This window comes from Novosphingobium mangrovisedimenti, assembly GCF_025153475.1.
GTDB classification, from domain to species: Bacteria; Pseudomonadota; Alphaproteobacteria; order Sphingomonadales; family Sphingomonadaceae; genus Novosphingobium; species Novosphingobium mangrovi_A.
On record NZ_JANZXA010000013.1, the window covers coordinates 91651 to 109933 of the forward strand.

Genomic DNA, 18283 nt, shown 5'->3' on the forward strand with positions numbered 1-18283 from the left:
CTTGATCGGGGTCAAACGGTCCCCGGTTCGGTTGGCGTGAATTTGGAACTTCACCCACTCGCGCCATGACGAGTCTGCTAAATTCGTGGTGAAGCAAGGACTTGCGGCGCCCGGAATTTCACACCCGATGCAGGCGCGACCGGGGCCTGGATGAACGGTTCAAGGAGCAGGGCAGACGGATGCCGCGCGCAGTGTGACGGCCGACGGGCATGTAGGAAAGCGGGCCATGCGCGGCAGGCGCAAAAAGAGGGCGGGAACCCCGTGAGTTCCCGCCCTCCCTTTTTCCGTTCGATCGGCCCAGGCTTCAGTCGTCGGTGTTTTCCTCGGGCAGGGTGCCGTTCTTCTTCGCCGCCGGCTTGCGAGCCGGCGCCTTGCGCTTCTTGGCCTTGCTCACCTTCGGCGGGGCAGGCGTCAGCTCGAAGCTGAGCGCGTCGTCCTTGACCGAGACGTGGACCTCGCCGCCAAGGGCCAGCTTGCCGAAGAGCAGTTCCTCGGCAAGCGGCTGCTTGACCTTCTCCTGGATCACGCGGCCCATCGGGCGCGCGCCGAAGAGGCGGTCGTAGCCGCGATGGCCCAGCCATTCGCGGGCGTCGGAGTCGAACTGGATGTGGACGTTCTGGTCGGCCAGCTGCAGCTCCAGCTGGAGGATGAACTTGTCCACCACCCGGCTGATCGTGTCCTTGCCGAGATAGGCGAAGGGCACGATGGCATCGAGGCGGTTGCGGAACTCGGGGGTGAAGAGCTGCTTCACCGCTTCCTCGCCCGCGTCGGCCTTCGACACATCGCCGAAGCCGATGCCGCTCTTGGCCATGTCCGAAGCGCCCGCATTGGTGGTCATGATCAGGACCACGTTGCGGAAATCGACGGTCTTGCCGTGGTGATCGGTCAGCTTGCCGTTGTCCATCACCTGCAGGAGGATGTTGAACAGGTCCGGGTGGGCCTTTTCGATCTCGTCGAGCAGCAGGACGCAGTGCGGCTGCTGGTCGATGGCATCGGTGAGCAACCCGCCCTGATCGAACCCGACATAGCCCGGAGGCGCACCGATCAGGCGGCTGACCGAATGGCGCTCCATGTATTCGGACATGTCGAAGCGCTGCATCGGAATGCCCATGATCGAAGCAAGCTGCTTGGCGACTTCGGTCTTGCCGACGCCGGTCGGGCCCGAGAACAGGAACGAGCCGATCGGCTTGTCAGGATCGCGAAGCCCTGCGCGGCTCAGCTTCATCGCGGTCGAAAGCACCTCGATCGCCTTGTCCTGGCCGAAGACTAAGCGCTTCAGGTCACGCTCGAGGTTCTCAAGTGCCTTCTTGTCGTCCTTGCTGACCGACTTGGGCGGGATGCGGGCCATCGTCGCGATCACCTGCTCGATCTCGCGCGCGCTGATCGTCTTCTTGCGGCGGCTGGGCGGTACCAGCATCTGCATGGCGCCGACTTCATCGATCACGTCGATTGCCTTGTCGGGCAGCTTGCGGTCGTTGATGTAGCGGGCCGAAAGCTCGACCGCGGTCTTGATCGCATCGGGGGTGTAGCGCACGCCGTGGTGCTCCTCGAAGGCCGAACGCAGGCCCTTGAGGATCTTGATCGTGTCTTCCACCGAAGGCTCGTTCACGTCGATCTTCTGGAACCGGCGCAGCAGCGCGCGGTCCTTTTCGAAGTGATTGCGGAATTCCTTGTAGGTGGTCGAGCCGATGCAGCGGATCGTGCCGCCCGACAGCGCTGGCTTGAGCAGGTTCGAGGCGTCCATCGCCCCGCCGCTGGTCGCGCCGGCGCCGATCACGGTGTGGATCTCGTCGATGAACAGGATCGCGTGCGGCATCTTCTCCAGTTCGGAGACGACCTGCTTGAGGCGTTCCTCGAAATCGCCGCGATAGCGCGTGCCCGCCAGCAGCGAGCCCATGTCGAGCGAGTAGATCACCGCTTCGGAGAGCACCTCGGGCACTTCGCCCTCGACGATCTTGCGCGCGAGGCCCTCGGCGATGGCGGTCTTGCCCACGCCCGGATCGCCCACGTAGAGCGGGTTGTTCTTGGAGCGGCGGCACAGGATCTGGATCGTGCGGTCCACTTCGGGGCCGCGGCCGATCAGTGGGTCGACCTTGCCCAGAAGCGCCTTCTCATTGAGGTTGACGCAGAACTGGTCGAGCGCGGAGTCCTTCTTGCTCGCGGACTTGGACTCGGTCTTGTCGTCCGGGGTCGGGGTCTGTTCCTCGCTGCCCTTGGGATTGCGGTCCTCGATGCGCTTGCCGCCCTTGCCGATGCCGTGGCTGATGTAGCTCACCGCATCCAGACGGCTCATGTCCTGCTGCTGCAGGAAATAGACCGCGTAGGAATCGCGTTCGGAGAACAGCGCGACCAGCACGTTGGCGCCGGTGACGGTGTCCTTGCCCGAGGACTGCACGTGCAGGATGGCGCGCTGGATCACGCGCTGGAAGCCGGCGGTCGGGGCGGGATCGCCCTTTTCCTCGGTCTTGAGCGACTGGTATTCCTGATCGAGATACTGGCGCACGACATCGCCAAGGTCGCCGAGATCCACGCCGCATGCCTGCATGACCTGCGCTGCGTCCGGATCGTCGATCAGCGCGAGCAGCAAGTGCTCGAGCGTCGCGTATTCGTGGCTGCGCTCGGACGCGTGAGACAGAGCCGAATGCAGGGTCTTTTCTAGGCTTTGGGCGAAACTTGGCATTAGTCAGGACACTTTCATTGGGAGGGAGGACTCTCCTTGAGGGAGGTTGTGGGCGAGTATGCTTTACGATTGATATAGGTACGTCCGGGGCACTTGCGAGATGCCTGCGTGGCAAGCCCCGGAGGCAGCAAGGCGAACCTTGCCCGAATCACGTTGACCTTGGCCTGAACAGGGCGTCTGCCGCTGCCATGTGCGCGGCGGACTTCTTGCGATGTTCCTTGATACGGACGATTTCGTCTTCGAGCAGCGCTACGCGTGCGTCGAGTTCATCCAGAGAATAGCGCTCCAGGCTTTCGCTGGCGAGAAGGCTGGCGGCACCAAGACCATCCCGTGTGGGATCACTCTCGGGCGACCGCCGCCGCGGTCGATCGTCGTCGTCCATTGCAGTGCAGCATCGGACTGTAAATTGTCGCTGTCAATGGGCCGAAAGTAGTTCCCCTCAGGTAGTTCCCTGTGGCAACAGGCGCGACATGTTAGCTAATCTTCCCGAGACCATGACCGCAGTCGGGTTCGAGACACCCGGCGAACCCCAGGTACTTCAAGGCGTTACGCTTCCGGTCCCGAAGCCCGGTCGGGGGGAGGTGCTGATCCGGGTTGCCTTTGCCGGGGTGAATCGTCCCGATGTGGTCCAGCGTCAGGGAAAATATCCCCCGCCACCGGGCGCCTCGCCGATTCCCGGTCTGGAAGTTTCGGGAACGATCGCGGCGCTCGGCGAAGGGGTGGGCGATCTGGCCGTCGGTCAGGCCGTCTGCGCGCTGGTTTCGGGCGGCGGCTATGCGCAGTACTGCCTTGCGAAAGCCGGGCACTGCCTACCCGTGCCCGATAGCCTGCCGCTCGACGAGGCCGCAGCCTTGCCCGAGACGCTCTTCACCGTGTGGCACAACGTTTTCGAACGCGGCTATGCCCGGGAAGGCGAGACGCTGCTCGTCCACGGCGGAACCAGCGGCATCGGCACCATGGCGATCATGCTGGGCCGGCATTTCGGCCTGAACGTGATCGTGACCTGCGGTTCGCCCGAAAAGTGCGCACAGGCGCTGGAAATCGGCGCGACCCACGCGGTCGACTACAAGGCCACCGATTTCGTCGAGGAAGTGGCGAAACTCACCGATGGCAAGGGCGTGGACCTCGTGCTGGACATGGTGGCGGGAAGCTATGTCGCGCGCAATCTCAAGTGTCTGGCGATGGATGGGCGCCATGTCACCATCGCCGTGCAGGGGGGCGCCAGGGCCGAGATCAACATGGCCGTGGTGATGAGCCGGCGCTACACGCTCACCGGCTCCACGCTGCGACCGCGCTCGGACGGCTTCAAGGCGCTACTCGCGCAGGAGATCCTCGCGAACGTCTGGCCGCTGGTCGAAGCCGGCGCGCTGCGCCCCATCATGGACCGGCGTTTCCCGCTGGCCGAGGCCGCGTCCGCGCATGTCCGGATGGAGGCGGGCGAACACATCGGCAAGATCGTGCTGGAGGCCTGAGCACGCGCGTGCAAAGAATGCGCGTATGGACGACCTGACTCTTCACGAAGACCCGCGCAGCGGCAACTGCTACAAGATCCGCCTGACCGCGGCCCTGCTTGGCAAGCCGCTGGCATGCAAGCAGTACGACATCATGCAGGGCGAGACGCGCACGCCCGAATTCCTGCGGGACGTTAATGCCAACGGGCGGATTCCCGTGCTGCAGATCGGCGACAGGTTCCTCCCCGAAAGCAACGCGGCCTGCTGGTATCTGGCGGAGGGATCGCCGCTGATTCCCGGCGAGGCGTTCGACCGTGCCGACATGCTGCGCTGGATGTTCTTCGAGCAGTACAACCACGAACCCAACATCGCGACGCTGCGGTTCTGGCTGCAGTTCGTGGGCGAAGCCAACCTCAGCCCGTTCCAGGAAAGCCAGATCATGGCCAAGCGGGCAGGGGGCGAAGATGCGCTCGCGGTGATGGACGAGCATCTTGCCGGGCGCGACTGGTTCGTCGGGGATAGCGTGACGCTCGCCGACATCGCGCTCTATGCCTATACCCACGTATGCGAGGCGGGCGGGTTCCGGTTGCAGGATTATCCGGCGATCTGCCGGTGGCTGATCCGGGTTTCCGGCCTTCCCGGCTATGTCCGCATGAGCTGAGGCGGGTCGGGCGTCGGGCGGGCGCTCAGCATAATTCAAGGCTTTTACTTGCCGAATCCCCAAACTTTGCCTAAATCGGGCGCGAACGGCCGCTCCGCGAAGGGGCGGCCCTTATTGTTTCCGCCGGAGATAGAGACATGAGCCAGCCCACTCCGCTGATGCCGCACGCGACCGCTTCATGGCTGGTCGACAACACTGCCCTGAGCTTCGAGCAGATCGCCGAGTTCTGTGGCCTGCACATGCTCGAGGTTCAGGCCATGGCCGACGATCTCGCGTCCAGCAAGTACACCGGCCGCGATCCCGTTCGCGCCGGCGAGCTGACCATGGACGAGATCGAGAAGGGCCAGCAGAACCCCGACTACAAGCTCAAGATGCACAAGGTGCCGGTGACCGTCAGCCGCACCAAGGGTCCGCGCTACACCCCGGTGTCCAAGCGCCAGGACAAGCCCGACGGCATTGCCTGGATCCTGCGCAACCACCCCGAGGTTTCGGACGCGCAGATCGGCAAGCTGATCGGCACCACGCGCAACACCATCGCCGCGATCCGCGACCGTTCGCACTGGAACATCGCCAACATCACGCCGAAGGACCCGGTCACGCTGGGCCTGTGCTCGCAGCGCGAGCTGGATGCCATCGTCGCCAAGGCCGCCAAGAAGGCAGGCATCGAGGACGAGATTCAGGGTGACGAGCGTCTGGTCGACGACAAGCAGGCGCTGATCGAGGAACTGCGCGCCGAGCGCGAGGCCGCCGCCAAGGCCGCGAGCGAAGCCGCGCAGGAAGCCGAAGCCGCAGCCTGGCTCGAAGCCAAGCGCGCTGCCGAGGCCGCGGAGGGCAACGGCGAGTAATCCCGTTCCCGCCCCGGCCGTCGGGCCGGGGCCGCGCTGTCGGCTGGGCTGACAGTCGAATGCAATGTTCTTGCCGGGCTCCGGACTTGGGCGCACACTTTGCCCATGGAGGAGAGGATCGGCCTTGAGGCATGGCGTGAGCGCTATGCCCACCCGGGCGAATGGGAGCAGGAATTCCCGCCCCTGACGATGACCGGGATGTTCGCCACCAGCGTTGCGCGCTATGGCGACCGCGCGCTTGTCGATTTTTTCGGCCGCACCTTCACGTATCGCCAGTTCTATTTCGAGGCGTCGCGCTTTGCGGCCGGGTTGCAGTCGCTCGGGATTTCCAGGGGAGACCGGATCGGGCTCTACCTGCCCAACGTGCCGACATACCTTTCCGCCTATTTCGGCGCATTGATGGCCGGAGCGACGCTGGTCAATTTCTCGCCGCTCTACACGGCCGCCGAACTGGAGGCGCAAGTCGCCGATTCGGGCACGAGGCTGCTGGTCACGCTCGACGTTCCGTCATTGTTGCCGACCGCAGAACGGGTTTTGCACGAATCGGCGCTCGAATGGCTGGTGGTCGCGCGTCTCGCCCCGCAATTGCCGTTCTGGCGGGGATGGGCCCTGCGCCTGTTCGGAGGCAGCCGGACCGTCCCGATACCGGACGCGGCAAACGTCTTCGAATGGTCGGAGCTGCTGCCGGAGCGCGATCCCGAGCCCGTGGCGATCGACCCGCTGACCGACCTGGCCTTGCTGCAATATACCGGCGGCACGACCGGCACCCCCAAGGGAGCGATGCTCAGCCACCAGAATCTCACCGCCAATGCGCGCCAGATCGAGGAGATCGACCCGCATGCCCACGTGCGCGACGTGATCATGGGCGTGCTGCCGTTCTTTCACGTTTTCGCCAATGCCTGCGTGCTCAACCGGACGGTCCTCGACGGCGGGACGATAGCCATGCTGCCGCGCTTCCACGCCGGCCAGACCCTGGCGACGCTCCAGCGCGTCCGGGCGACGGCGATGCCGGGCGTGCCCACGATGTACCGGGCCCTGCTTGGCGATCCGAAGATGTACCGGACCGATTTTTCCAGCCTGTTCACCTGCATTTCGGGCGGCGCGCCTCTGCCAGCCCCGGTAAAGATGCAGTTCGAGCGGGCGAGCGGCGCCAAGCTGGTGGAAGGATACGGGCTGACCGAAGCCGCCGGTGTCGTCTCGACCAATCCGTTCGACGGGCCGGAGAGGCCGGGAACGATCGGCCATCCGCTGCCCGGGACCGATCTGCGCCTGCTCGACAAGGACGATCCATCGCGCGACGCCGCTCCGGACGAGCCGGGGGAACTGGCCGTTTCGGGGCCACAGGTCATGCTGGGCTACTGGAACCGCCCGGAGGAGGGCGCGCGGATCTTCGTCGAGCGCGAGGGCCGGCGCTGGCTGCGCACCGGCGACATCGCGACGATCGACGAGGACGGCTATGTCCGGATCGTCGATCGCAGCAAGGACATGATCGCGGTCGGCGGCTTCAAGGTCTTTCCCAGCCAGGTCGAGGAACGCCTGCTGGACCATCCTGCGGTGAAGGAGGCCGTGGTGATCGGCGTGCCCGACGCCTACCATGGTGAAATGCCGCGCGCCTTCGTGGTTGTCGACCCCGCTCGCCCCGTGGAGGGCGAGCAGATCGCCTACTGGCTCAACATGCGCGTCGGCAAGCACGAGCGGGTCGACAGCGTGGTGCTGCGGACTTCATTGCCCCGGACGATGGTGGGCAAGCCCGATCGCAAGGCGCTCCGGGCCGAAGTGTCCGGCGGTTAGGAAGGCAGTCGCGAGCGGCGGGGCGATCAGCCCGCGAAACCCTCTTCGGCCAGGAACGCGAGAAGGGCCTCGTCATATTCGTCGACCATGCCGTTGGCCTCGATCCTGTCGTCGAGCCAGGTCTTCTCGTCGCGGGTAACCTCGCGCGCGGATGCGACCAGCGTCTCGATACGGACCTCGACCTGCTTGCGGCCGAACACCGCGCCCACGCGGTTCGGGCTGCCGACGCTGCGCACGACCCTGGTCATGAAGGCGCCGACCGACGAAGTGTGGTCGTTCATAAAGCTTTCGAGCTGTGCGGCCCGATCACGCGACAGCGGCGTGTGGGCGGTGAAGCCCTGCAGGTAGTTGCCCACGCCCTGCACGAACAGGCGCTTCCATTCGGGCGCGTTGTCGCCGCCCAGGGTCTCGTCCTTGATGCGGAACAGTAGTTCGGCCTCGCGCCGGCTCACGCCCGCCGGCCGCTCGCTGCCCGATGCGAAGAGGATGCGGCGCATGATGCGCGCTTCGGCTTCGGTGACGTTGCCCTTTTCGAGCTGTCCGCCACAACGCGTCGGCCCGACGCCGGAGACGATGGCCTCCTCGACCTGACGCAGGGCATAGGCCCGCAGCGTTTCTGGCACGTTCAGCGCCTTTTCGAAGATGCGCACGAGCAGTTCGAGTTCGGTCATCGCGTGGAGGCGGCCGTCATGCTCGATACGGGCGATCAGCCATTCGGCATTGTCATCGGTGATGTAGCCGCGCGGTTCGAGCTGGTTGACCACGTATTCGCCGATGGCCTCGACGAAGAAGTCCGCCCACTCGGTGCCCGGATGGTCCAGCTTATGATTGATCGCGAAGATGATCTCCGCCTGATCCGGGTCGATCTGCCCGTTGGCCCAACCGGCACGGCGTAGGGCGAGAACGTCGTCCGCGCAGATCGTGCCGTCGGCGAGAGCCTGCTCGGCGATATTGCTGAAGTGCATGGTCATCGTGTCACGCTTTCCCCAAAGGATCTTCGGAAAGCGGCATCGCAGAATAAGTCTAATTCGGGGTTAAACGCGCGCTCACTTCCGCCGCAGCGCCAGGACGCAGGCGGTGCGGTCGACGTCCTGTCCGTCCGAGGCCCGGCGCGCGTCGACATATGTCGCCAGCGGCTCGTGCGAACGCGACGTGGGGTAGAGATAGACGTCGAGCACGCACGGGGTGCCGGTAAACTGCAGCTTGCGGGCGTCCCCTTCCCAGACGTCGAGCCGCGGGTTGCCGAACTGGCGGACGAGCTGCTTCTGCGTCGCCCCGATCACGCCTTCCACGCCGGGGATCGACTGGAACTGCGGATCGCGCGCTATGCTCCGCGTCGGCTGGCGTACCTCGGGCACGCCCCTTGCCGGTCGGGGCGTGCTGGTCACGCTGCCCGCGCCGCAGGCCGCGAGAAGCAGCGCCAGCGAACAGGCGGCCAGGGGCGCGCGAATGCGGTGCAGGATGTTGCCGGGATCGGGCTCGTTCATGGTCGGCCCTCGCATTGCGCGCCGCTGCTCGCCTGTCAACGGGGGCATGTCGGGCGAATGCTTGCGAAGCGGCAGGCTGCACGCTAGGCGCGGTTCAACGACTTTCCCGCCATTTCAAGGATACCATCGCTTCATGACGCAACCGAGCCTGGACGTCATCGCCATCGGCAATGCCATCATCGACGTTATCGCCAATTGTGAAGATGCCAGGATCGAGGAGCTGGGGCTCGCGCGCGGCGGCATGATGCTGATCGATGCCGATCAGGCGCGCACGCTTTACGATGCGATGGGCCCGGCGCGGGAGATTTCGGGTGGATCGGCCGCCAATACGCTGGCCGGACTGGCGATGCTGGGGGCCAGGTGCGGGTTCATCGGGCAGGTCGCGCAGGACCAGCTCGGCGATGTCTTCACGCATGACATTCGCGCGGCGGGCATCGAGTTCTCGGTTCCCGCCCGCCCCGGCAACCCGCCGACGGCGCGCTGCCTGATCTTCGTCACGCCCGACGGCCAGCGCACGATGAACACGTTCCTCGGCGCCTCGCACTACCTGCCGGCCGAGGCCCTGGACGAATCGCTGATCGCCGATGCCGCCGTGCTCTATCTCGAAGGCTACCTGTGGGATCCGGAAGAGCCGCGCGCGGCCATGCGCAAGGCGATCGCGGCGGCGCGCAAGGCCGGTCGCAAGATCGCCTTCACGCCGTCCGAGACGTTCGTGATCGACCGCCACCGCGCCGATTTCCTCGACCTGATCGAGACCGGCCAGATCGACGTGCTGTTCTGCAACGAACACGAGATGGCCGCGCTGACCGGCAAGGAGGATTTCGAGGACGGGCTTGCCATGCTCGCGCCGAAGGTTCCGGTGCTGGTCGTCACGCGCAGCGCGGACGGTGCGGTCGCCATCGCCGATGGAGAGCGCGTTGCGGTTGCCGCCGAGCCGATCGAGAAGGTCGTCGATACCACCGGTGCCGGCGACCTGTTTGCCGCCGGCTTCCTCTTCGGGCACGTTCGTGGCATGAAGGTGGCGGATTGCCTGCGGCTTGGCGCGATCTGTGCCAGCGAGATCATCTCGCATTACGGCGCCCGCGCGGAACAGGACCTCAAGGCATTCGTGGCCGAACGCATGGCTTGAAACAGGGTGGCCTGAACGCGAGGGAGACAAGAGGTAACCTGTCCGGCACTGATCGACTTCGAAGCGAGCTGCCTGCCCGAATACGGGCAGTCCTATCCCATTGAAGTCGCGATTGCCCGTATGGATGGCCGGGACCGGGCCTGGCTGATTCGTCCCGCCGAGGCATGGCGTTACTGGGACTGGTCCGAAGAGGCCGAGAAGCTCCATGGCATCAGCCGCGAGCAGCTCGATCGCGAGGGCCTGCCGCTGGCGCAGGTGATTTCGGAAATGGCGGACTTCGCGGCCGACTGTTCCGTCTTTGCCGATGCCGATCTCGACGAATACTGGCTGGAGGTGCTGTGCCAGGCTGCGGGCAGGGGCCTTCCGTTCCACGTGCGGTACCTTGGCGAGTTCATGAAGAAGCGCGGCTATACCCGTCCGCAGGTGGTTGCCGCGCTGGACGAGGCCAAGCGGCGCCTGCCCAAGGAACATCTCGCCCGCGAAGATGCCAAGCGGCTGGCGCTGGTGGTCAAGCTGCTGCTCGACGAGCCGCCTCAGGGGCTGAGTACCTAGGGCTGTGGACGGGCGGCGGCCCGCGCCTGCCTATGGCCCCGCCTGTACGACCTGCAGCTTGGCCATGCATTCCGCCTTGCGCTGGTCGCGTGTGCCCGACAGTTCGCGCGCCATCCGGGCGGGCAGGGCGCAATCGCTTGCCGGACGGATGGGGTGCTTGGCGCGGCAGCCCGATTCGGTGCTGAACAGATCGTCGGCACAGTCCTCGAATGCGGCCTGATCTGCATCGTGCAGGCTCTGGCAGCTTTGCGACCAGCGCTGCTTGTACGAAACCTCGGCGAAGTTGACGCATTCATCGTAGGCGGCCTGCGCGGCCTCTATCCGCTTGGCCTGTTCCTGCACGCGCCGGGCCTGTTCCGCCATGGCCTGGTTCTGGGCCTCGGCGGCGGCCTTCCTGTCGAGCAGTTCCATCCGCTGGCGGCGCATGTCCTGGGCAGGCAGGAAGATGCCGTAGTAGAAGCCCACACCGCCCCCGGCCACGAGCGCGGCAAGGGCCAGCGCGATCTTCAGGATCGCATTCGCGTGCTTATGCATTGCCTGCTTCGCGCGCTACCTCGCGCCAGCCGATGTCGCGCCGGCAGAAGCCGGAGGGAAAGTCGATGGCGTCGACGGCCGCATAGGCCCGCGCCTGTGCCTGCGTGACCGAGGTGCCGCGCGCCGTCACGTTGAGCACGCGCCCGCCACTGGCGACGATCCGACCATCCTTTTCGGCGGTGCCGGCATGGAAGACCTTGGCACCTGTCGCTTCGGCGGCCTCGAGTCCGGCGATGGCGCCGCCCTTCTCGGGCGTGCCGGGATAGCCCTTCGCCGCCATGACCACGGTCAGCGCGGTATCGTCCGAAAAGTGCGGCGGTTCGATCGCGCCGAGGCGGTTTTCGGCGCAGGCGTGGAGCAGTTCGACCAGATCCGATTCGAGCCGCAGCAGCATCACCTGGCATTCGGGATCGCCGAAACGGCAGTTGTATTCGATCAGCTTGGGCCCTTCGCGGGTCAGCATCAGGCCGAGGAACAGCACGCCGGAATAGGGCATGCCTTCGTCCGCGAGCGTCTTGACGGTCGGCGCGATGATGCGCGTCATCACTTCGCCCTTGAGGTCCGCGGTCAGCACCGGGGCCGGGCTGTAGGCGCCCATGCCGCCGGTATTGGGGCCGGTATCGCCGTCGCCCACGCGCTTGTGGTCCTGCGCCGAGGCGAAGGGGACGATGGTGGAGCCGTCGGTCAGCGCGAAGAAGCTCGCTTCCTCGCCTTCGAGGAACTCCTCGATCACCGCTTCCGCGCCGGCTTCCCCGAAACGACCGGCGAAGATCTCGCGCACCGCGTCCTGCGCCTCGGCCATGGTCATGGCGACGGTCACGCCCTTGCCCGCGGCAAGGCCATCGGCCTTGATCACCACCGGCGCGCCGAACTTCTCGAGCGCGGCCATGCCCTCGGTCTCGCTGGATACGCGCAGGTAGCCGCCGGTCGGGATGTTGGCGCGGGCGCACAGGTCCTTGGTGAAGCCCTTGGAGCCTTCGAGCTGCGCTGCCGCCTTGTTCGGGCCGAACACGGCAAAGCCCTGGGCGCGCAGGGAATCGGCGAGGCCGTCGACCAGCGGCGCTTCGGGGCCGATGACGATGAGGCCGATCACGTTCTGCTCGCAGAAGGCGATGACGGCCGGGTGATCCGTGGCATCGAGGGCGATGCACGTGGCGTGCTCTGCAATCCCCGGATTTCCGGGCGCGGCCCAGAGCTTGTCGCAAAGCGGGGATTGCGCCAGCTTCCAGGCCAGCGCATGTTCGCGGCCGCCCGAGCCCAGAAGAAGGATGTTCATTGCCCGTGCCTTTCCACGATGACGAATACGATAATGGTCGTTCGGGGGGGCTGGTAGCGAAGCAAGGCGCCGGGGACAACGCTGCCCCGCTCTCGATCAGCGAGATTTCCGCTCTGCTCAAGCGCACGGTGGAGGACCGCTTCGGCTACGTGCGGCTGCGCGGGGAGCTTTCGGGCGTGAAGCGCGCGGCCTCGGGCCACCTCTATTGCGCGCTCAAGGACGACAAGGCGGTGATCGACGGCGTGATGTGGCGCGGCGGCGCCCAGCGCCTCGCGTTCCGCCCCGAGGATGGCATCGAAGTCATCGCCAGCGGCAAGCTGACGACCTATCCGGGCCGCTCCAAGTACCAGATCGTTATCGAATCGATGGAGATCGCGGGCGAGGGCGCCTTGCTCGCGCTGCTCGAAAAGCTGCGCGCGCGCCTTGCGGAGGAAGGGCTCTTCGCTCCCGAACGCAAGCGTGTCCTGCCGTTCCTGCCGGGCGTGATCGGCGTCGTGACGTCACCCACGGGCGCGGTGATCCGCGACATCCTCCACCGCCTTGCCGACCGTTTCCCAAGCCATGTGCTGGTCTGGCCGGTGCTGGTTCAGGGCGAAGGGGCCGCGCAGCAGGTGGCTGATGCCGTGCGCGGCTTCTCGGGAATTGCGCCGGGCGGTCCGGTGCCGCGCCCCGATCTCGTCATCGTTGCCCGCGGTGGCGGTTCGATCGAGGACTTGTGGAGTTTCAACGAGGAAGCGGTCGTGCGCGCGGTGGCGGAATCCACGATCCCGGTGATCTCGGCGGTCGGACATGAGACCGACACGACCCTGTGCGATTACGCGGCCGACCGCCGTGCGCCGACGCCGACTGCCGCGGCCGAGATCGCCGTGCCGGTGCGCGCCGAGCTCATGGCACAGCTCGACGAACTGGCGCTGCGCAAGCGCCGCTGCGCGCTGCGGCCGGTCGCGCTGGGGCGCGAGCGGCTGGAAGCGCGGGTCCAGCGCCTGCCCAGGCCCGATGCGATTCTGGCCGCCAGGGTGCAGAAGCTCGACGAACTGTCCGAAAGGCTGCGGCGCGGCCTGCAGGATCAGGAGCGCGGCAAGCGCGAGCGGCTCGGCAGCACGGCGGCCAAGCTCTCGTTGCCGCTGCTTCGCCACCGTGTGCAGTCCAGCCAGGAGCGGCTGCGGCATGCCGGGCTTGCGCCGGTTCTGCTGAGCCGTCGTATGACGCTGGCCCGCGACGGCCTTGCGCCGGTCGCCCGCGTTCTGCCGCAGCTCGATCCGCGCCTGCCACTCCAGCGCGGCTATGCGCTTGTCACCGACGCCACGGGACAGGCCCTGACGAGCCGGGATCGTGCCGCGCGGGAATCCGCGCTGGTTCTGGAATTTCGCGATGGGAAGCTGCCGGTCACGGTTGGTTCAGGCGAATCGGTGTCTGTTGAAGCGGCTCCCGCCCCATCGCCCCGTCCGCGCCGGCCGACACGGCCGCAAGCCGACGAGCCGCGACAGGGCGATTTGTTCTGACCGCCAGGCTTTGCTAGGAAATGTCCATGCTCATGTCCTCCGCCGATCGCCCCGCCACTCTCAGCTATGGCCCCAACGGTTTCCGGGTGCTCACGCCCGGCCAGTACGTCGCGTGCGCCGTGACCGGGGAGAAGATTCCGCTGGAGGAACTGCGCTACTGGAGTGCCGAGAGGCAGGAAGCCTATGCTTCCGCCGAGATCGCGACCCGGCGCCTGCTCGAGCAGGCATGAGTCGGCGCGGACTTTCGACCTTATCACTGGCGGCAGGCGGGATCGCGGCGATCTGCGCGGTCCTTGTCGCAGCCGGTGGGTCCTTCATGCCCGGCAGTTCGGCCGATGCGGCGACGCCCGGCCCGGCAGCGGCGCGTGTGGCGTTTTCCGGCGAACTGACGCAGGGCGGCTGGGTTCGTGGCACGGTTCCCGCCGGCACCAGGGCGCTTTCGCTCGATGGACAGCCGGTGCCGGTTGCCGCAGACGGGTCCTGGTTCGCCGCCTTCGACCGTGATGCCGGCACCAGGGCCATGCTTGCGATCACCGCGGCGGACGGCTCCGTGGCGCAGGCGCAGATCAGCGTGACGCCGCGCGCGTGGAAGATCGAGCACGTCAACATCGCGCGCCGCACGGGTGGCCCGACCGAAGCCTTCATGAAATTGCGTCGCCCCGAACTGGCGCAGATCCAGGCCGCGCGTGCCAGGCAAACCGATGCGCAGGGCTGGCGCGAGCACTTCATCTGGCCGGTCAAGGGACGTATCTCGGGGCGTTTCGGCTCGCAGCGCGTGTATCGCGGAGAGCCGGGCAGCTATCACTCGGGGATCGACATCACGACGGGCCAGAGCGGCACGCCCTTCGTCGCGCCTGCCGACGGGGTTGTCACGCTGGTGGCCGGCAAGCCGTTCACGCTGGAGGGCAACCTGCTGATGATCGACCACGGCATGGGGCTCAACAGCGCTTTCCTGCATTGTTCGCAGATCCTCGTGAAAGAGGGCGAACATGTGAAGCAGGGCCAGGTGATCGGAAAGATCGGCATGAGCGGCCGCGCTACGGGGCCGCATCTGCACTGGTCGATCAAGTGGGAAAATGCCCGGCTCGATCCGTTGCTGTTCACCGGGCCGATGGACTGACATGCCGCAAGCCCTTGCGGCGGCGAAGAAACGGTCTAATCACGCATTGTGCGCCGCAACATAGCTCTTGTTCTGCTGTTCCTGCTGCTCGGCCTGACATGGGTGCGTTCGGCGAAAATCCCGCGTGAACCCCAGCTTGCGGTGCAGTATGTGCCGCTGGCGGTCGCAAAGGGCGCGGACCCGGCCCATCATCTGGGAGCCTTCAAGCTGGACGGGGTCTGGCAGATGGCCAGCCCCTCCCGGATATTCGGAAGCTATTCCGCGCTTCTTCCCATGCCCGACCGCAGCCTGCTGGCCCTCAGCGACAGCGGTACGTACCTGCGCTTCATGCCGCCGGACGCGGCCGCCCGGCAGTTCGAGGCCGGCAACCTCCTGAAGGATCGCTCGTGGAGCAAGGCCGGGCGCGATGTCGAATCGGCAACGCGTGATCCGCGCACCGGGGAGATCTGGCTGGGGCTGGAAGGGTCCAACTCGGTCATTCACCTTAAGCCGGATCTGGACCTGATCCGCCAGGTTCGCCCCAACACGATTTCCGGTTGGGGGAGCAATACGGGACCCGAGGCGATGACCCGGCTTTCCGATGGCCGCTTCGTGCTCCTGCGCGAGGCGTTTGCGGGCTGGTTCGAGCGGCGGCGTCACGATGCCGTCGTTTTCGAAGGTGATCCCACGACCGGCCCCAGGTCCTGGCATTTCGTCTTCGATGGGCCCGCCGGCTTCAGCCCGACCGACATGGCGCAATTGCCCGACGGGCGCCTGCTGATCCTCATGCGGCGGCTGATCTGGCCCATGCCGCAGCGCTTTGCCGGCCGCATCGCCATCGGCGACCCGGCGGACATCCGGCCCGGCAAGGCATGGAAAGTGCGCGAAGTGGCGCGAATCGCTTCGAGCCTGCCGGTCGACAACTTCGAGGGCCTCGCCGTCGTGCCGGCCGGCGAGAACCGCCTGACCGTCTGGATCATCTCCGACGACAATTTCGCGCGGCTGCAGCGCACGATTCTCTGGAAGCTTTCGGTCGATCCGCGCCAGCTTCCCTGAAGCGGCGCGGAAATCACCCGGACACGCGAAAAGGCGCGCGAGTCTTTTCCCGCACGCCTTATCCGGGCTGGCCTGTCAGGCTCTCCCTGCGGAGAGCCGGAAAATCAGGCGGCCTGCTTCTTGAGCTCGCGCTTCACCTTGAGGGCGCGCGGCGAAAGCTTCGTGTCCGAGGTCTTGAGCAGCCAGTTGTCGAGGCCGCCGTTGTGCTCGACCGAGCGCAGGCCCTGGGTCGAGACGCGGAACTTGAAGCTGCGGTCCAGCTTCTCCGACATCAGCGTGACGTTCTGGAGGTTGGGAAGGAAGACGCGCTTGGTCTTGTTGTTGGCGTGGCTGACGTTGCAGCCGACCTGGCGACCCTTGCCGGTCAGTTCGCAGATGCGGGACATGTCTACTCTCGCTAGAAAAAATCTGTGGCCGTAAAGACGGGAAGGCGCGCCCTTACCGATTCACCCGGGCAAGGTCAAGTTGCATGGCGGAATTCAGCGCGCTAGCGCGGTTCCATGACTCGCTGGCCGCTTCCCGAATACATGCAGATGGCGCTCGCGCAAGCACGCGAGGCCGCCGATTCGGGCGAAGTGCCGATCGGCGCCGTGGTGGTAAAGGACGGCGCGGTGATCGGCACCGGCCGCAATGGCCCCCGGGCGCATCACGATCCCACCAGCCACGCCGAGATCGAGGCGATTCGCGCCGCAGCGCGGGCGCTGGGCAACGAACGGCTGGAAGGCTGCGAACTCTGGGTGACGCTGGAACCCTGCGCGATGTGTGCCGGTGCGATCGTCCATGCGCGAATCGCCCGGCTCTATTACGGCGCGTCCGATCCCAAGGGCGGCGCTGTCGAGCACGGCGCGCGGGTGTTCGAACATGACCAGTGCCTGCACCGGCCGGAAGTCTATTCGGGCATCGGAGAGGCCGAATCGGCTGAGATGCTGCGCCGGTTCTTTCAGGACAGGCGCTGATTCGGGGCCTTGCGTGGACAAGTTCAGATGCAGGTTGCCCTGGCAGTGATCCGCGTTTCTCCGGCAAGAGCCGCCGACATTGCGGACGTTCGTTGCAATGCCAGGCTTGAATTTCGATAGGGGTACTTATCCAAGCCGATAAGGGGTTGGGTCTCCCCGCTCGGCAATGAGCTGTTTGCGGGCTTCCGAAAGGCAGAGGCTATACTCTGTCGAAACTTCCTCTCTGGCCCTGCCGGTACTTGCAGCAACCAGATCGAGAATGGCATTTTCTGACAATTCTGCGATCTTGCGGGTCACAACTTTCTCGTCGAGCCTATAGAATCGCGCCAGAAGTCTGGTGGCTCGGGCGCGTTGCCGAAACTCGAAGTCCATGAGCCGAGCTGACTCGAACTCCTCCTTCTTTCGCATTGCCTTGCCAAGGTCCCATACCATAGGGACCGATATGCCGTTCGTCCCTCCGATACTCAAGAACTGTCAGCTTTCCCCGACCTTTCGGCCATGCAGACTGCCCCTCTGGCGTGACAAAAGCGGACTGCCATTCAGCTTGAATTCGTCCACGCACTACAGCCCGCGCCAGATTTTCAGCGGTGCCGAATCGGCCGGTCCGAACTGCCACTTGCTGCAGGCCTTCGGCATGAAGTCCTTGCCGTAGCAGAGCCGTATTTCGCGTAGCCAGCCGGCGCGGCTCACATCGAGGCCGACATATTCGCGCTTCCAGTCCGGATTGCGCGCCACGAACGCCTTGCGCAAATCGCCTGCCGTCAGGTCCTTGTGGCGCGAGAGGCGGTCGGCATCGGGCCAGCGAATCGAGCGCCAGAGGATGGCGCTGACCTTGAAGTAGGTCGCGGGCCGCTTCGTCATGCAACTGCCGTGCTTGGCCCATTCGTGCGCCAGAAGGCCGGGCGATGGTGTCATGCACAAGTTGCGCCGCACAACTTCTGGCGTGGGTAGCGGTCGTGTTGCGCACCATTGCGGGGCGGGGCCGCGCGCGGCTTCGGGCCAGAGGCCGTGGAGAATGAAGCCGAAGCGCCCATTGCGCCGCGAACACTGCATCGAGGTGGTGTCACCGCTCATCTTGCAGTAGTCGGGCGACCAGCTTGCCGCGAGCGTGTAGCCGGCGACCGGAAGCTTGCGAACCGGTCCGTCGGGCGCGACGGGGCGGATCGGTGCGACGGTGTGCGGCAGGGTACACTGGTAGGCCTGCGCCAAAGCGGGGACAGGGGCCAGCGTTGCGGCAAGCGCTATGAGGACATTGCGGCGCATC

20 protein-coding genes are annotated in these 18283 nt (G+C 65.9%); 11 read left to right on the forward strand and 9 right to left on the reverse strand.

Annotation, left to right across the window (positions count from 1 at the left end; translation table 11 throughout):
• Nucleotides 1-304: 304 nt before the first annotated feature.
• Together clpA and NZK81_RS17385 are read right to left on the reverse strand one after the other, a co-directional pair.
• Nucleotides 305-2680 (reverse strand): ATP-dependent Clp protease ATP-binding subunit ClpA, encoded by a 2376-nt coding sequence (gene clpA, locus NZK81_RS17380; protein ID WP_260047342.1) that lies wholly within the window; start codon nt 2678-2680, stop codon nt 305-307.
• A 148-nt stretch (nt 2681-2828) separates the two neighbouring features.
• Entirely contained in the window at nt 2829-3062 is a 234-nt protein-coding gene (locus NZK81_RS17385; protein WP_260047343.1) for a DUF1192 family protein, read from the reverse strand.
• Between the two features lie 88 nt (nt 3063-3150).
• On the opposite strand from NZK81_RS17385, the gene NZK81_RS17390 reads away from it, so the two are divergent.
• From NZK81_RS17390 to NZK81_RS17405, 4 genes are all read left to right on the forward strand, one after another.
• Nucleotides 3151-4152: an NAD(P)H-quinone oxidoreductase gene (locus NZK81_RS17390; protein ID WP_260047344.1), complete on the forward strand. Its 1002-nt coding sequence runs from the start codon at nt 3151-3153 to the stop codon at nt 4150-4152.
• A gap of 25 nt (nt 4153-4177) precedes the next feature.
• Nucleotides 4178-4792 carry a glutathione S-transferase family protein gene (locus NZK81_RS17395; protein ID WP_260047345.1) on the forward strand — a complete coding sequence of 205 codons (615 nt, stop codon included), beginning with the start codon at nt 4178-4180 and terminating at the stop codon, nt 4790-4792.
• A 137-nt stretch (nt 4793-4929) separates the two neighbouring features.
• Nucleotides 4930-5637: a DUF1013 domain-containing protein gene (locus tag NZK81_RS17400; RefSeq protein ID WP_260047346.1), complete on the forward strand. Its 708-nt coding sequence runs from the start codon at nt 4930-4932 to the stop codon at nt 5635-5637.
• Between the two features lie 105 nt (nt 5638-5742).
• A complete protein-coding gene (locus NZK81_RS17405; protein ID WP_260047347.1) occupies nt 5743-7428 on the forward strand; it encodes an AMP-binding protein in 1686 nt (561 codons plus the stop codon).
• 26 nt (nt 7429-7454) lie between these two features.
• On the opposite strand, the gene NZK81_RS17410 is transcribed toward NZK81_RS17405, so the two are convergent.
• Both NZK81_RS17410 and NZK81_RS17415 read right to left on the reverse strand, forming a co-directional pair.
• Nucleotides 7455-8399, reverse strand: coding sequence for a hypothetical protein (locus tag NZK81_RS17410; RefSeq protein WP_260047348.1), 945 nt, complete (start codon nt 8397-8399; stop codon nt 7455-7457).
• A gap of 75 nt (nt 8400-8474) precedes the next feature.
• On the reverse strand, nt 8475-8915 hold the full coding sequence (locus NZK81_RS17415) for a hypothetical protein (protein ID WP_260047349.1): 441 nt from the start codon (nt 8913-8915) through the stop codon (nt 8475-8477).
• Between the two features lie 133 nt (nt 8916-9048).
• On the opposite strand from NZK81_RS17415, the gene NZK81_RS17420 reads away from it, so the two are divergent.
• Nucleotides 9049-10044, forward strand: a complete 996-nt coding sequence (locus tag NZK81_RS17420) for an adenosine kinase (RefSeq protein ID WP_260047350.1) — start codon at nt 9049-9051, stop codon at nt 10042-10044.
• Between the two features lie 120 nt (nt 10045-10164).
• Entirely contained in the window at nt 10165-10596 is a 432-nt protein-coding gene (locus NZK81_RS17425; RefSeq protein ID WP_260047351.1) for a hypothetical protein, read from the forward strand.
• Between the two features lie 30 nt (nt 10597-10626).
• Here the strand turns inward: NZK81_RS17425 and NZK81_RS17430 are convergent, their stop codons facing one another.
• Together NZK81_RS17430 and purD are read right to left on the reverse strand one after the other, a co-directional pair.
• Nucleotides 10627-11130, reverse strand: a complete 504-nt coding sequence (locus tag NZK81_RS17430) for a hypothetical protein (RefSeq protein WP_260047352.1) — start codon at nt 11128-11130, stop codon at nt 10627-10629.
• Nucleotides 11123-12406: a phosphoribosylamine--glycine ligase gene (gene purD, locus NZK81_RS17435; RefSeq protein WP_260047353.1), complete on the reverse strand. Its 1284-nt coding sequence runs from the start codon at nt 12404-12406 to the stop codon at nt 11123-11125. The genes NZK81_RS17430 and purD overlap by 8 nt, the downstream gene beginning before the upstream one ends.
• A 5-nt stretch (nt 12407-12411) precedes the next feature.
• Between purD and xseA the strand changes: the two genes are divergently transcribed.
• From xseA to NZK81_RS17455, 4 genes are read left to right on the forward strand one after another with little or no spacing between them, the layout of a single operon-like run.
• Complete coding sequence (xseA, locus tag NZK81_RS17440) at nt 12412-13908, forward strand: exodeoxyribonuclease VII large subunit (RefSeq protein ID WP_260047354.1); 1497 nt, start codon at nt 12412-12414, stop codon at nt 13906-13908.
• 26 nt (nt 13909-13934) lie between these two features.
• The gene (locus NZK81_RS17445) at nt 13935-14138 is read left to right on the forward strand and encodes a DUF2093 domain-containing protein (RefSeq protein WP_260047355.1); all 204 of its coding nucleotides are present in this window, start codon (nt 13935-13937) and stop codon (nt 14136-14138) included.
• Complete coding sequence (locus NZK81_RS17450) at nt 14135-15028, forward strand: M23 family metallopeptidase (RefSeq protein WP_419181709.1); 894 nt, start codon at nt 14135-14137, stop codon at nt 15026-15028. Before NZK81_RS17445 ends, NZK81_RS17450 begins: the two co-directional genes overlap by 4 nt.
• A 48-nt stretch (nt 15029-15076) precedes the next feature.
• A complete protein-coding gene (locus NZK81_RS17455) occupies nt 15077-16063 on the forward strand; it encodes an esterase-like activity of phytase family protein (protein ID WP_260047356.1) in 987 nt (328 codons plus the stop codon).
• A gap of 104 nt (nt 16064-16167) precedes the next feature.
• Here the strand turns inward: NZK81_RS17455 and rpmB are convergent, their stop codons facing one another.
• Nucleotides 16168-16449, reverse strand: a complete 282-nt coding sequence (rpmB, locus tag NZK81_RS17460) for a 50S ribosomal protein L28 (RefSeq protein WP_260047357.1) — start codon at nt 16447-16449, stop codon at nt 16168-16170.
• A 114-nt stretch (nt 16450-16563) separates the two neighbouring features.
• Between rpmB and NZK81_RS17465 the strand changes: the two genes are divergently transcribed.
• The gene (locus tag NZK81_RS17465) at nt 16564-17019 is read left to right on the forward strand and encodes a nucleoside deaminase (protein WP_260047358.1); all 456 of its coding nucleotides are present in this window, start codon (nt 16564-16566) and stop codon (nt 17017-17019) included.
• A 126-nt stretch (nt 17020-17145) separates the two neighbouring features.
• Here NZK81_RS17465 and NZK81_RS17470 read toward each other — a convergent pair whose 3' ends face one another.
• Nucleotides 17146-17316 carry a hypothetical protein gene (locus tag NZK81_RS17470; protein WP_260047359.1) on the reverse strand — a complete coding sequence of 57 codons (171 nt, stop codon included), beginning with the start codon at nt 17314-17316 and terminating at the stop codon, nt 17146-17148.
• A gap of 264 nt (nt 17317-17580) precedes the next feature.
• Nucleotides 17581-18282, reverse strand: coding sequence for a ribonuclease T2 family protein (locus NZK81_RS17475; RefSeq protein WP_260047360.1), 702 nt, complete (start codon nt 18280-18282; stop codon nt 17581-17583).
• Nucleotide 18283: the final 1 nt, after the last annotated feature.

Excerpts from the sequence above, each read along its gene's own strand:
- clpA (WP_260047342.1), bottom strand. The coding sequence starts at position 2,680 with ATGCCAAGTTTCGCCCAAAGCCTAGAAAAGACCCTGCATTCGGCTCTG.
- NZK81_RS17385 (WP_260047343.1), bottom strand. The coding sequence starts at position 3,062 with ATGGACGACGACGATCGACCGCGGCGGCGGTCGCCCGAGAGTGATCCC.
- NZK81_RS17390 (WP_260047344.1), top strand. The coding sequence starts at position 3,151 with ATGTTAGCTAATCTTCCCGAGACCATGACCGCAGTCGGGTTCGAGACA.
- NZK81_RS17395 (WP_260047345.1), top strand. The coding sequence starts at position 4,178 with ATGGACGACCTGACTCTTCACGAAGACCCGCGCAGCGGCAACTGCTAC.
- NZK81_RS17400 (WP_260047346.1), top strand. The coding sequence starts at position 4,930 with ATGAGCCAGCCCACTCCGCTGATGCCGCACGCGACCGCTTCATGGCTG.
- NZK81_RS17405 (WP_260047347.1), top strand. The coding sequence starts at position 5,743 with ATGGAGGAGAGGATCGGCCTTGAGGCATGGCGTGAGCGCTATGCCCAC.
- NZK81_RS17410 (WP_260047348.1), bottom strand. The coding sequence starts at position 8,399 with ATGACCATGCACTTCAGCAATATCGCCGAGCAGGCTCTCGCCGACGGC.
- NZK81_RS17415 (WP_260047349.1), bottom strand. The coding sequence starts at position 8,915 with ATGAACGAGCCCGATCCCGGCAACATCCTGCACCGCATTCGCGCGCCC.
- NZK81_RS17420 (WP_260047350.1), top strand. The coding sequence starts at position 9,049 with ATGACGCAACCGAGCCTGGACGTCATCGCCATCGGCAATGCCATCATC.
- NZK81_RS17425 (WP_260047351.1), top strand. The coding sequence starts at position 10,165 with ATGGATGGCCGGGACCGGGCCTGGCTGATTCGTCCCGCCGAGGCATGG.
- NZK81_RS17430 (WP_260047352.1), bottom strand. The coding sequence starts at position 11,130 with ATGCATAAGCACGCGAATGCGATCCTGAAGATCGCGCTGGCCCTTGCC.
- purD (WP_260047353.1), bottom strand. The coding sequence starts at position 12,406 with ATGAACATCCTTCTTCTGGGCTCGGGCGGCCGCGAACATGCGCTGGCC.
- NZK81_RS17445 (WP_260047355.1), top strand. The coding sequence starts at position 13,935 with ATGCTCATGTCCTCCGCCGATCGCCCCGCCACTCTCAGCTATGGCCCC.
- NZK81_RS17450 (WP_419181709.1), top strand. The coding sequence starts at position 14,135 with ATGAGTCGGCGCGGACTTTCGACCTTATCACTGGCGGCAGGCGGGATC.
- rpmB (WP_260047357.1), bottom strand. The coding sequence starts at position 16,449 with ATGTCCCGCATCTGCGAACTGACCGGCAAGGGTCGCCAGGTCGGCTGC.
- NZK81_RS17465 (WP_260047358.1), top strand. The coding sequence starts at position 16,564 with ATGACTCGCTGGCCGCTTCCCGAATACATGCAGATGGCGCTCGCGCAA.
- NZK81_RS17475 (WP_260047360.1), bottom strand. The coding sequence starts at position 18,282 with ATGCGCCGCAATGTCCTCATAGCGCTTGCCGCAACGCTGGCCCCTGTC.